A 12,259-nucleotide genomic window follows, 5' to 3' on the forward strand; every position below is an offset into this window, starting at 1 on the left:
CTAGATTATTTCACTGATGCGCTTGATACTGCGTCTACTTCTTCATCTTTTTTTGAAGCACTAGACACAGCATCCACATCACCAACTAATGTTTGACCTGTTTGTTTCAAGTACCATTCCACAATTGGTTTAAAATCTAAAATATACTCATTGATTCCTTTATAATTTCCATCTCCATCATGAATCGCTTGATAATTATGGACCACAAATTTATCAGGACCATGAGTGGGGACATTCACTCGGACACAATCTGTCGCTCCTGATCTCAGTTGTTGAATAACCCATTCAACTCCTTTAAGAGCAGCTTCTGGATGACAATTAGCTAAAGGATTACCCACTTGTCCTGGCTGTCTAGATGCCAACATTTCTTCAGCAGGCGACACATGATTATAGTATAAAAATTGGTTGTTATCATCGGCATAAGTGATCTCCATTGGCATTGATGATAGAAAATAATTTAGTTGATCTACAGTTAATAATCCACGATTCAATTTAACGTAATCACTTCCTTCAGCTGCCCCGACTTTTTCAGCTGCTTGTTCAACCCAATCTTCGGCTGCCATTTCAATCCCTTCAATGGTTGTTTCAACTTTTCCTGTAGCATTTAAATCTTCTGCCGCTAAAATGACAGGTTCTTTTTCTTCTAATTTGGTCACAAGAGAAACAAATTGAATAAACTTAGTTAATGAGCTTTCTAGAAATGATTTTGTTTTTTGATCTTTTAAATTTCCAGCTTCATCAAAAGCTTGTTTGACTTTTCCAAGTAAAAATTCATTACCTGGTAAGACCATTGCATTTACACCAGGTGCATCTAAAATCTGACGTAAATCTAGCTGCGCACGTGACGATCCTTGATCATAATAAGAAGCCCCAACAATCATCACTGGCTTATCCTCTAAAGGATGAATTTTAAATGATAACCACTCCAAAATACTTTTTAGACTAGCTGGAATACTTCTATTATGTTCAGGTGTGGCAATGATCACGCCATCTGCTTCTAATATTTTTTTATTTAAGTTTTGAATGGGTGCACTATTTGTTTGATCGTCACTTTGATTAAATAATGGAATATCTTTTATCTCTAACACTTCAATTTCCACAAGATTTTTGAATTCTTTTGCCATATAGTTTAATAAAATTCTGTTATAAGAAAGATCTGCGTTAGACCCTACAATTCCGACTAATTTCATTTTGATTTCCTCCTATTTATTAAATATTTTCCCATGAAAAATTTTCTGCTGTTTCTTTATTCATTTGATGTGCATTGCCTAGTTGTTTCATAATATCTACAAAAACGATAAAATCTTTAAAAAGTCCATTTAATTTTTCAATTTGAATTGGATCTTTCAACTGATTATCTCCATCAAAAGCTTGTAAAGAATGGCTCAATAAAAATTCTGAACTTGGCATAATACGTGCTTTTAATTCTGGTGAATCTAACATTTGACGCAAATGTTGTTGGGCACGTGATGAACCTAAAGTGCCATATGAAGCCCCTGTAATCATGACTGGTTTATCTAAAAATGGATAAATATGATAAGACAACCAATTTAAAGCACTCATTAATGAAGCTGGAACCGCATGATCATATTCTGGTGTACTAATTATGACACCGTCTGCTGCTTCAATTTTTTTTGCTATTTCAGTAACGATTTCTGGGACTTGCTTATCTGTTGGCTTATTAAAAAGTGGGATATCTTTTATTTCCACAATCTCAATCTCCGCCACATCTTTAAAGTGGTCTTTCATAAATTGCAATAACTGTCTGTTAGTTGAATTGTCAGAGTTAGTTCCGACTAAGCCGATCATTTTTTTCATTATTATGTCCTCTTTTCTTTATGCTATATAATTTTTTATATATTGACTCAAATAAGTTTGTTTTTCTGTTATTAAAATTCCTTCAATATGAGGTGTTTGATTAATCTCTGACATTATTTCCTTTGGTTCTTTTCCAAAAAGTCGGGTAGTCCATATTTCACCATCCACTGACTTATCCGAAATAATCGTTAAGCTTAACGTTTCTGTTTTCATAGGATAGCCAGTTACAGGGCTTAAAATATGATGATATTCTTTCGTACCACTTTTTAAAACTCGTTCGTAAATGCCTGAAGTCACTACTGATTTATCTTTAATTTTCAAAATATAATCATATGTATTTCGTGATTCGCGCGGTTTTCTTATCCCTATTTTCCAATAGTTATTATTGGGAGGTTCTCCTAGTGTTAAGATATTTCCTCCTAAATTAATTAAGGCGGATGTTACTCCTTTATTTTTTAATTTTTCAAGCACTAAATCGCCAATAAATCCTTTAGCTAAAGCGCCAAGATCAATCATCATACCCTTTTCTAAATAAACACTTTGCGTGGTATCATCTAACACTATTTTTTCTGGATTGATTATTTGACATAATTTTTTGATTTCACTCTCACTAGGAACTCTAGCATCTTCAAAGCCAATACGCCATGCTTGTACTAAAGGGCCAATCGCTATATTAAGTAGACTGCCCTTATTAACACTATGCTCTTTTCCTAATTTGATGAGTTGATATAATTCCTTGTGAATACTTACTTTTTTTCTACCAGCTTGTAAATTCACTTTCATTAATTCAGAGCTTGGATCATTTGCACTATATCTTTTTTCATACTTTTTTAAATCCTCAATAGTTTCTTGCAATAATTGTTCAGAATCAGTATGACTAATTTGTAAATCAATGATTGTTCCCATTAAACGAATTTGATTTTTAGCAACACTCATTTTAGTTCTCCTTAAGTTCAATTTCTAATTCAGTAATCTTTTTTAGTAGAACTTCATTACGATTAATCTTGGCATAGGCTCTCGCATCATATAGCAACTCTAAAATTTCAGTCGTTTCTTTTTTTTCTGAGACACTATTTATTGCCAATTGAAAAGCCGCCCTAGCTAGGTAATAAGTAACATGATTTTCAGAACATATAGTGATAACATACGAAAGTAACGCATTACTGGCTTCTAATTCGTTAATTTCTGCATAAAAGACACCAGAATGAAAAACCACATTCAGTACGCGCCACATATCTTCAACGCTATTAGTTGAACATGTATAAATCTGCTCCACTACTTTATTAAAGTAGTATTCTGCCTTGTCATTATCCTTCTCTTTAGAATACGTCATGCCTATTCCTGTATAAGCTAATAGCTGAAAAATTTGTTTCTCCTTCCCAATCTCATTTAGTAAAATTTGATCAAAGGTAAATAAAATATCCGTAATAACTTCTTTTCTAAAAATCATTAAAAAGCCTTTTAAATAAAGATATCTCAAAAATAATTCAGCAGTTTCATCTTGTGAATTTATGCTTAATGAATCTAGTAAAATTTGAGCTTTTTCATATTCACTTGTGATAAAATAAAATTCTATTTGATCCATTTTTTTTACTAATTCTGAATTTTTAAGTCCCACTTTAGGAAATAAATCACCAATTGGAACATCTAATCTCGTACAAAGTTTAATCAATGTTTTTAAATTAGGAACTTGACCATTATTCTCAAAACGACTTAATGTTGTCTGCGTGCAAATATTTTCTGCCAGTTCACTTTGAGATAATCCTTTAGCTTTTCTTGCTTCAATGAAACACTCGACATTCATATAATTCTCCTTTCCACCTTCACATTGTGTTTTATATCACATATTTATTTAAATTCATTTTAACGCCTTATATATTTTTAGTCAATCGATTTATATAAAAAATTATATAAAAAATCTATTTGCCTTTTAGTTTTGATTGGCATATACTGTATTTAATTTTATAAACTTAAATTTTTGAAAAAGAATAGTATCATGTTTATTTTTTTTAGAGAGCTAATGACAGGTGGAAATTAGTACTAATAACATGAGAATGGCCTTTTGAATGATCTATCGAAACAATTATTTAGTAGATAGATTCGCAGTCTTTGCGTTACCAGTCGTAGTTGTTTAACTACTTGAGTTAATTTTGAGGTGGCACCGTGATTTCACTCACCCTCCAATCGGTTTTATACCGTTTGGAGGGTGAGTTTTTTATTTTAAGGAGGAAGAAAAATGACACATACTTATTTAACAGGCGATCGACCTACAGGAAAACTACATTTAGGACATTACGTGGGTTCTTTAAAGAATCGCCTTTCAATCCAAGAACTACCTAATACTGAACAATTCATTATGATTGCTGATCAACAAGCTTTAACCGATAATGCTAACAATCCTAAAAAAATTCAAGACAATTTAAAAGAAGTTTTATTAGATTACTTAGCTGTCGGAATTAATCCAGAGCAATCAACCATTTTTATCCAGTCAAAAATTCCACAACTTTCAGAATTAATGATGTATTACTTAAATCTCGTCACCGTTTCTAGATTACATCGGAACCCTACAGTAAAAACTGAAATGAAAGAAAAAAATTTTGAAACAAGTTTACCAGCCGGATTTTTAACTTATCCTGTTAGCCAAGCTGCTGATATCACAGCATTTAAAGCTACTCATGTACCTGTTGGTGGAGATCAGCTACCTATGTTAGAACAAACAAAAGAAATCGTCAGAAGCTTTAATCGTATCTATCATACAGATACACTAGTCGAACCAGAAATTATTCTACCAAAGAAAAACCACGAACGTCTAAAAGGTCTTGATGGCTTAGGAAAAATGAGTAAATCTCTAAATAACGGAATCTACCTTTCAGATGATGAAGGAGTTATTAAACAAAAAATTATGGGAATGTACACTGATCCACATCATATTCATGTTAATGATCCTGGGCAAATCAAAGGTAACATGGTGTTTGAATATCTTGATGTATTTGGGACTGATCATGAAAAAATAAACCAACTAAAAGAACAGTATCAACAAGGTGGTTTGGGTGATGTTAAACTTAAACTTTATCTAAATGACATCCTTCAAGATACTTTACGTCCCATCAGAGAAAGAAGAGCAGAATTAGAAAATCAAGAGGATTACCTTCTTACTATTTTAAAAAAAGGAAGTCTAAAAGCTGAAGCACAAGCTGCCATTACCCTGGATGAAGTTAAAAAAGCAATGGGAATTAATTACTATTAAACAAAATAACGAGTTTTATTTTTAAAATATTAGTAACTAGTTTATAATACTAGCTATAGCTAAAGGAGTGATTAAATGGATAAAAATATCAATTTAGCAAAAAAAGATTTTTACGAATACGTCAATAAAGAGTGGTTAACAACCGCAGAAATTCCCAATGATAAACCTGTTATTAATAGTTTTTCTGTTCTAAATGATGAAATTGAAAAATTACTAATGGTAGATGTAAAAAAAATTGCCTTAGGTGAGATTTCAGCAATAACTAAAGAACTTCAATCCTTTGCAGATTTTTATCGTTTAGTTTCTGATAATGAAACACGTGAAAAATTAGGTGTTGCACCTTTAAATAAACGCCTAGAGACTATTGAAAGTTTAAAAAATTTAACTGATTTTGATGCACAGCTATCAGAATGGACACTATCAAGTTACCCAATACCATTTAGTATTTATGTTAGCCCTGATATGAAACAATCTGACACTTATGCTATTTCTTTGGCTCCTACTTCTCTCATATTACCAGATACAACCTACTATTCAGATGAACATCCTAATAAAAAAGAACTCCTTTCTACTTTCAAAGAAATGATGCTCGATCTGTTATCTTTACTAGGTAAACCAAAAGAAGAAGCTAACCTTATTGTTTCTGATGCTATAGCTTTTGATGAGAGTTTAGTTCCCTTTATCCGAAGTTCTGAAGAGAGCGCTGATTATACAAAAGAATATAACCCAAAGAACCTTCAAGAAATAGCGCAGTATCATTCAGATATTCATCTCGATACATTCATCACCTCTTTATTAGGCCAAGTACCTAAAGAAGTGATTGTGACAGAACCTGAGTATTTTGAAAATATCAAAAAGATAATCACAACAGAAACGTTTACACAACTAAAAAACTGGATGATAGTTCGTGAAACGATTTCTCTTGGTTCTTTATTAACCGAGGAATTCAGAGAAATTTCAAGCCGTTATCAACTTGCCTTATCTGGTGCTAAAGAAATAATTTCAGCAGAAAAACTTTATTTTTACACTGCTACTGGACAATTTGATCAAGTAATTGGTCAGTACTACGCGGAAAGTTATTTTGGCATTCAAGCTAAAAAAGATGTAGAAGATATGATCAAAAAAATGATTCATATCTACCAAGAACGTCTGACTAAAAATAACTGGCTAGAACAAGCCACAAAAAATAAAGCTATTTTAAAACTAAACGAGTTAGGAATTCAAGTTGGTTTTCCAGAAAAAACCCCTGCTATTTACTCGTTATTTAAAACGCAAGCAAAAGAAAATGGTGGTACTTTAATTGATAACGTGGTGGCTTTTAGTCGGATTACTCTCGAGGATTACTTTAAACGATACAATACTAAAGTAGACCGCAATGAATGGGAAATGAGTGCTGATACTGTTAACGCTTATTATCATCCACAAAAAAATGTTATTGTTTTTCCAGCTGCTATTCTTCAATCCCCTTTCTACGACTTCAAACAAACAAGAAGTCAAAATTACGGTGGAATTGGTGCCGTTATCGCTCACGAAATTTCTCATGCCTTTGATAATAACGGAGCTAAATTTGATGAATTTGGTAATCTGAATGATTGGTGGACTGAAAAAGATTTAGCCCATTTTGAAGAATTAACTCAAAAAATGATTGCTCAATTTGATCAGATTCCTTTTGGTAATGGAAAAGTAAATGGCACACTGACTGTCTCAGAAAATATTGCTGATGCTGGTGGATTGAGCTGTGCTCTAGAAGCGGCACAATTAGAAGATGATTATAACGGCCATGAGTTATTTGAAAATTGGGCACGTATTTGGCGACATAAAGCACAAGATCAATACACAGATCTATTACTAGCAGTAGATGTCCATGGACCAAATAAATTACGAGCTAACATCCAAGTCAAAAATTTAGAAACCTTCCATGAACTCTATAACGTAACAAAAGAAGACGAAATGTATCTAGCACCAGAAAAAAGAATTAGTATTTGGTAACTAGGTGGTCAAAAAGTTGTTTAGCTCCAAGCAACTGGAGCGCTAAAAAAACAAGCTGCTCTTTGGCTTGATTTTTTAGGGTGAAGTTGTCGTAGGAGTTGACTTTTTAGCCCCGTTTAGTAACTAGGTGGTTAAAAAGTTGTTTAGCTCCAGCAACCAAGCTTATCTACGCAAAAATGAGTTGCTCCTTAAATCTTAAATATTAAGGAGCAACTCATTTTTTATTTTTCTAATCATCTTGCCTTGTTTCTAGTACTTTACCTATTTTCGCATCTATTTTTACTTGCGTTTCTTTATGTCCATCTCTCACTTCGACCTCCCAAAAAGTCACACCTAACTCTTTTTCTAGTGTCCATTCTTCAGCTTTACCCACAGTCGCTTCTTTTTCAGCAATTTCTGTTACCTCATCGATTGTTTTAAGTCCGCTTAAATCTATTTTTTTATCTTTATTTTGTCCGATATCTTCTTTGTCCAACTTCTCTGTTTTATCTTTTTTAATATCTTTAGTCACTGCGTTAAATTTCATCTCATAATCGTTAGAATCATCCATTCCATCGATTTTATAAAAGAAATCTCCTCTAGTTGAATCCAGTTGAATCGAGGTAATATCCGTTTTGGGATGTGCTTTCTCATAAATATCACGAGCCTCTTCTAGAGTAATAATTTTTACTTCACTTATAGATTTTTGATTAGCTGAACTTTTTGTTTGAGACTCTCCATTTATTGAAGTTTGCGTTGTTTCTGTCACAGGCTTTTTGACTTCTGTTTGGGAACATCCTGCCATAACGCCTAATAACACTGTGCTGATACCTACTAATAATATTTTTTTCATTTTTATCTCTCCATTCAAATTTTATTTATCTCTCTTTGATACACCTATCTTACCAAGAGAAAGCTTCTAATAAATCAAGTTTGGATAAACGCTAGATGAAGTTTTCTTCATTTTTATTTCATCTTAGGTAAATAAAACTCAAAAACCGTTCCTTTTGGATGGTTATCTTCAATGATAATCTCACCTTTGTAACGTTGAACTATTTTTTTTACAATTGAAAGACCAATTCCAGATCCCTCAATATGGCTTGCCCTTGCGTTGTCTACTCGGTAAAAACGATCAAAAACTTGTTTTTTATTATCCTCGGAAATTCCGATTCCTTCATCAGTAACGCTAAAAATTATCTGCCTTTGTTTTTCTTTTAGGGAAACATGAATCACTGATTCTTTAGGAGAATACTTGATTCCATTTTCAATTATATTTTGAAACAACTGCTCCATATCACCAGAGTAACCCTCAAACATTATTTCTGATTCTATATTGTTTATTATTTCCCTTTCATATAAAACCGCTAACTTTTCTACTTCATGTAGCAAAATACTTGATAGATTAATGGTTTCTTTAGGTGCATTCATTTCTTGTTTTTCTAGGATTAATAATTGATTGCTTAATTTTTCTAAGCGTTTCGATTCCTTATCAATAAATTCAACCGATTCTGGTATTATCTCCGGATGGGCTTCTCCACGTCTTCTGATTAACTGTACATGACCACGAATAGCAGCTACAGGTGTTCGTAAATCATGAGAAGCGTTAGTAATAAACTGTTTTTCTCTTTCCATAGCTTCTCTCTGCTCAATTAATAATTGATTAAATGACGTAGCTACTTCCGTCATTTCAATCGGATCATTGGGTACTGTTAAAAATTCTTCACCTAAGCTATTTATCTGATTAATCTCTGTTGCCATCTGACTTAACTTCATGCTCCATTTCTGCACACTCCAATAAATTAAGAAACCACCTAAAATAACAGCTAATACATTAAGGACTAAACCAATTATCAACATCCCAAAAGCTAATTCAATCGCTGTTTCTGCACTAATTGCAAGTTGAACATTAAAATTTTCAAATTCTTGATTCTTAACAAAATAAATGCCTTCCTCACTAAAGATAATGGGCTTTAAAAAAGGAATAGATTTTCCATGATAGAGTTTTTTAAATATTTTTTGGCTATCTTTTGAATAAAAAGTTTCTCCTACTCTTGTTTGAACGATTAAAGCATCATCATCTTTTTCAGAGATAAATTTATCCACACTATACTCCCAATCTGTTTGCTGTCCAGACTCTTTTTTTAAGCTACTCATCACTTCAGTTGCTTTATTTTCTAAAAATTCATAAACAAAAGTCGAAGCCGCCATTAAAAAAAAGAGATTCATAACAAATAACACACCTAAGAAAATACTGATAAATCGTTTAGTTAACTGATACTGTGCTGTTTTTCTATTCATTAGAATCATTCCTTAACACATATCCTACACCTCTCACTGTTTGAATCATCTGGCCAAAAGTGTTAGCCCCTAATTTATTTCGTAGAGTTCTGATATAAACATCTACCACGTTTGTTTGTCCATCATAATCATAACCCCAGATTTCATTGAGTAATTCATCTCTTGTTTTAACAACTTCTGGCTCTTTCATTAATTCAAATAAAATTCCAAATTCTTTAGGTGTTAGTTCCACACTGTCATTTTCTAAATGAATTAAATGCTTAGCAATATCCATTGTGATTCCGTGATAAGTTAAGGATTGGATTTGACTGTCTTGTTTTTTTAATCGACGTTCAATCACTCGCATCCTAGCAAATAATTCTTCAATCTCAAAAGGTTTTGTTAAATAATCATCCAATCCAGTATCTAAACCAATCACAATATCTGTCGTTTGATTTCTTGCGGTCATCATGATAATGGGCACATCACTTTGTTTTCTAATACGTCTTGCTACAGTAATGCCATCATATATGGGCAACATCCAATCTAAAAGTAACATTTGTATATTTTCTTTTTCTGCTTGGTACATCTCCAAAGCTTCCTGACCATCCTTAGCCCATAACACTTGATATCCTTCGAATTTTAGTTCAGTTTTTATAAAACTTGCTAAACTTTCTTCATCTTCCACTAATAAAATAAATGAGTTACTCATATCTTTCACTCCATTCAAACCTTATTTTCTTTAGTGTACTAGATTAAGCTTGCTTCTTCTATCTATTTGAAGTTTAAAAAAGTGAAAATTTCTTCATAATTGAAAGAGGTGAATAAAAAGGTGCTCTACTTCAAGAAATAAAAAAAGACTGACAAAATAAAGTCAGCCTCTATACTTACTATTATTTTTAACCAAAGAAACGCTTAATCTCGATTTCTGCTGCTTCTTGACAATCAGAGGCATGGATGATATTTGATCCTGAAATAAAACCATAATCAGCTCGAATTGTACCTGGTAATGCTTCTTGAGGATTAGTTGCCCCAACCATTTGTCTGACCGAAGCAATACCATGTTCTGCTTCTAAAATCAGACAAACAACCGGACCAGAAATCATAAAGTCTACAACTTCTCTAAAAAAAGGTTTCGTTTTTAAATGAGCATAATGCTCCATAACGACTTCTTCCTTTAAAACAGTATGTTTCATCGCCTTGATCTCGAAACCTCGACGTTCAAAACGTGTAATAATCTCTCCAACTGCTTTTTGCCTTACACCATCCGGCTTAATAATAACTAACGTTTCTTCCATTCATACATCCTCCTAAAATTTAAATAACATTTCAATTGTATGCGTTTTCATGATTTAAAGCAATAGGAAAAGGAATTAACTTAATAATTCCTTTTGTACATTTTATCTATTTCTTCTTAAATCTTTTTCGTAGTTACTTTCATTCGAACGACTCACTCGGCGAATACGTCCTTTAATCGGCATTGTTTGTAGTGTTTTTAAGACCATTTCACCTTTACCATTTAAAATTTCTACGAATGTTGAGATATCCATTAAGTTGATTACCCCAATGTCATCCCCTGTCATGCCATCAATATTGCATAAAGCACCCACGACATCTCCAGGTCTCATTTTTGTTTTCTTACCAGCATTAATGTGGATTTTCATGATATCATCTTTGAAATCATGACCTTTTTCTTTTTTTAGTGTAGGTTTTTGCGTTTGTTTCATATCAAATTCCATACGATATTTATCAACAATCGCTTTTGACGGTCGGTAAGCTTCTTCAATCAACCGATCTTGTGATTCTAAAATTTCATTAAATTGAGCTTTATCACGGTAATTTACTAATGACAAGGCTTTACCACTGTTTTCAAATCTGGCAGTACGCCCGATTCTGTGGACATAAGTTTCTGCTTTTTCGGGTAAATCATAGTTTACAACCAAGCCAATATCAGCCACATCAATCCCACGCGCGGCTACATCTGTTGCGACTAAATGTCTGAAGTAACCACGTTTGAAGTCTTGAATCACAGAACTACGATCGCTTTGTTCCATACCACCATGTAGCATTTCTATTTTAACACCTGCTTTTTGAAGCTCATAAGTTAATTTATCAACCATGATTTTAGTATTACAGAAAATAATACTGCTCTCTGGATTTTCAACAACTAAAATATCTTTCATTGTTGATAATTTAGTATCTTCTTCGACACGGACGAATTGTTGAAAAATACGTTTTTTAGATTCTTCACTCACTTCGATTGCAACTGTTTGCGCTTTTTTTAAATAGCGGTCAGCTAATGATGCAACACCTTTTGGCATAGTCGCTGAAAATAGAGCAGTTGTTCTATTATTAGGTAATTCTTTTAAAATTTGTTCTACTTGTTCTATGAATCCCATCGCAAACATTTCATCGGCTTCATCGATAATCACTGTTTTAATTTTAGTTAAATCAATCGATCCTCTTTCGATATGGTCAAACAATCGCCCTGGTGTCGCAACCACTACATGGGTTCTTTGATTTAAATTTTTAACTTGTGATTGGTAAGAACTTTTACCAAACAACGCTTCTACTTTGATTCGTTTGTAACGACCAATATTAAAAATTTCTTCTTTAATTTGTGTCGCTAGCTCTCTTGTCGGTGTTAGGACTAAGGCTTGCGGTGCTCTTTCTTCCCACTCCACTAACTCACAAATAGGGATACCAAAAGCAGCCGTTTTCCCACTACCTGTTTGAGATTTTACAATCACATCTTTTTTATTTAATAATAATGGTATGACTTCTTGTTGAACTTGGGTTGGTTTTGTATATTTCAAAACATCTAAGGCTTTGATGATTGATTCATCTAAAGGGTAATTCACAAAATAATTGGTACTCATTTAATCTACATCCTTCAATTAAACAAGTAAAAATTGTGAGTCCTTCACTTGCCTAAATTTATTTTTTAGC

11 protein-coding genes and 1 other annotated feature are annotated in these 12,259 nt (G+C 32.8%); of the genes, 2 read left to right on the forward strand and 9 right to left on the reverse strand.

What is annotated here, in order from left to right:
* Positions 1–5: 5 nt before the first annotated feature.
* Genes FM121_RS01670 through FM121_RS01685 form a run of 4 tightly spaced genes read right to left on the reverse strand, consistent with a single transcriptional unit; the run spans position 6 to position 3,622 of the window.
* Positions 6–1,190, reverse strand: coding sequence for an NAD(P)H-dependent oxidoreductase (locus tag FM121_RS01670; protein WP_086950420.1), 1,185 nt, complete (start codon positions 1,188–1,190; stop codon positions 6–8).
* 19 nt (positions 1,191–1,209) lie between these two features.
* Positions 1,210–1,818, reverse strand: a complete 609-nt coding sequence (locus FM121_RS01675; RefSeq protein WP_086950421.1) for an NADPH-dependent FMN reductase — start codon at positions 1,816–1,818, stop codon at positions 1,210–1,212.
* A gap of 18 nt (positions 1,819–1,836) precedes the next feature.
* Positions 1,837–2,754 carry an FAD:protein FMN transferase gene (locus tag FM121_RS01680; protein WP_256958390.1) on the reverse strand — a complete coding sequence of 306 codons (918 nt, stop codon included), beginning with the start codon at positions 2,752–2,754 and terminating at the stop codon, positions 1,837–1,839.
* Between the two features lies 1 nt (position 2,755).
* Complete coding sequence (locus tag FM121_RS01685; RefSeq protein WP_086950422.1) at positions 2,756–3,622, reverse strand: helix-turn-helix domain-containing protein; 867 nt, start codon at positions 3,620–3,622, stop codon at positions 2,756–2,758.
* Positions 3,623–3,787: 165 nt separating this feature from the next.
* Positions 3,788–4,002, forward strand: a binding site (T-box leader).
* A 52-nt stretch (positions 4,003–4,054) separates the two neighbouring features.
* On the opposite strand from FM121_RS01685, the gene trpS reads away from it, so the two are divergent.
* Both trpS and FM121_RS01695 read left to right on the forward strand, forming a co-directional pair.
* Positions 4,055–5,065 carry a tryptophan--tRNA ligase gene (trpS, locus tag FM121_RS01690; RefSeq protein WP_086950423.1) on the forward strand — a complete coding sequence of 337 codons (1,011 nt, stop codon included), beginning with the start codon at positions 4,055–4,057 and terminating at the stop codon, positions 5,063–5,065.
* 75 nt (positions 5,066–5,140) lie between these two features.
* Entirely contained in the window at positions 5,141–7,054 is a 1,914-nt protein-coding gene (locus FM121_RS01695) for a M13 family metallopeptidase (RefSeq protein ID WP_086950424.1), read from the forward strand.
* Between the two features lie 229 nt (positions 7,055–7,283).
* Here the strand turns inward: FM121_RS01695 and FM121_RS01700 are convergent, their stop codons facing one another.
* The 5 genes from FM121_RS01700 to FM121_RS01720 all read right to left on the reverse strand — a co-directional run bounded on the left by FM121_RS01700 (position 7,284) and on the right by FM121_RS01720 (position 12,189).
* Positions 7,284–7,886 (reverse strand): PepSY domain-containing protein, encoded by a 603-nt coding sequence (locus tag FM121_RS01700; protein ID WP_086950425.1) that lies wholly within the window; start codon positions 7,884–7,886, stop codon positions 7,284–7,286.
* Between the two features lie 113 nt (positions 7,887–7,999).
* Positions 8,000–9,331 carry a sensor histidine kinase gene (locus FM121_RS01705; RefSeq protein WP_179203770.1) on the reverse strand — a complete coding sequence of 444 codons (1,332 nt, stop codon included), beginning with the start codon at positions 9,329–9,331 and terminating at the stop codon, positions 8,000–8,002.
* Positions 9,324–10,022 (reverse strand): response regulator transcription factor, encoded by a 699-nt coding sequence (locus FM121_RS01710; protein WP_086950427.1) that lies wholly within the window; start codon positions 10,020–10,022, stop codon positions 9,324–9,326. Before FM121_RS01710 ends, FM121_RS01705 begins: the two co-directional genes overlap by 8 nt.
* Before the next feature lie 187 nt (positions 10,023–10,209).
* Positions 10,210–10,608 carry a nucleoside-diphosphate kinase gene (ndk, locus tag FM121_RS01715; RefSeq protein ID WP_086950428.1) on the reverse strand — a complete coding sequence of 133 codons (399 nt, stop codon included), beginning with the start codon at positions 10,606–10,608 and terminating at the stop codon, positions 10,210–10,212.
* A 102-nt stretch (positions 10,609–10,710) separates the two neighbouring features.
* Positions 10,711–12,189 carry a DEAD/DEAH box helicase gene (locus FM121_RS01720; RefSeq protein ID WP_086950429.1) on the reverse strand — a complete coding sequence of 493 codons (1,479 nt, stop codon included), beginning with the start codon at positions 12,187–12,189 and terminating at the stop codon, positions 10,711–10,713.
* Between the last annotated feature and the right edge of the window lie 70 nt (positions 12,190–12,259).

It is taken from the genome of Vagococcus fluvialis bH819 (assembly GCF_900163795.1).
In the GTDB taxonomy this organism is placed as follows: Bacteria; Bacillota; Bacilli; order Lactobacillales; family Vagococcaceae; genus Vagococcus; species Vagococcus fluvialis_A.

Excerpts from the sequence above, each read along its gene's own strand:
- FM121_RS01670 (WP_086950420.1), bottom strand. The coding sequence starts at position 1,190 with ATGAAATTAGTCGGAATTGTAGGGTCTAACGCAGATCTTTCTTATAAC.
- FM121_RS01675 (WP_086950421.1), bottom strand. The coding sequence starts at position 1,818 with ATGAAAAAAATGATCGGCTTAGTCGGAACTAACTCTGACAATTCAACT.
- FM121_RS01680 (WP_256958390.1), bottom strand. The coding sequence starts at position 2,754 with ATGAGTGTTGCTAAAAATCAAATTCGTTTAATGGGAACAATCATTGAT.
- FM121_RS01685 (WP_086950422.1), bottom strand. The coding sequence starts at position 3,622 with ATGAATGTCGAGTGTTTCATTGAAGCAAGAAAAGCTAAAGGATTATCT.
- trpS (WP_086950423.1), top strand. The coding sequence starts at position 4,055 with ATGACACATACTTATTTAACAGGCGATCGACCTACAGGAAAACTACAT.
- FM121_RS01695 (WP_086950424.1), top strand. The coding sequence starts at position 5,141 with ATGGATAAAAATATCAATTTAGCAAAAAAAGATTTTTACGAATACGTC.
- FM121_RS01700 (WP_086950425.1), bottom strand. The coding sequence starts at position 7,886 with ATGAAAAAAATATTATTAGTAGGTATCAGCACAGTGTTATTAGGCGTT.
- FM121_RS01705 (WP_179203770.1), bottom strand. The coding sequence starts at position 9,331 with ATGAATAGAAAAACAGCACAGTATCAGTTAACTAAACGATTTATCAGT.
- FM121_RS01710 (WP_086950427.1), bottom strand. The coding sequence starts at position 10,022 with ATGAGTAACTCATTTATTTTATTAGTGGAAGATGAAGAAAGTTTAGCA.
- ndk (WP_086950428.1), bottom strand. The coding sequence starts at position 10,608 with ATGGAAGAAACGTTAGTTATTATTAAGCCGGATGGTGTAAGGCAAAAA.
- FM121_RS01720 (WP_086950429.1), bottom strand. The coding sequence starts at position 12,189 with ATGAGTACCAATTATTTTGTGAATTACCCTTTAGATGAATCAATCATC.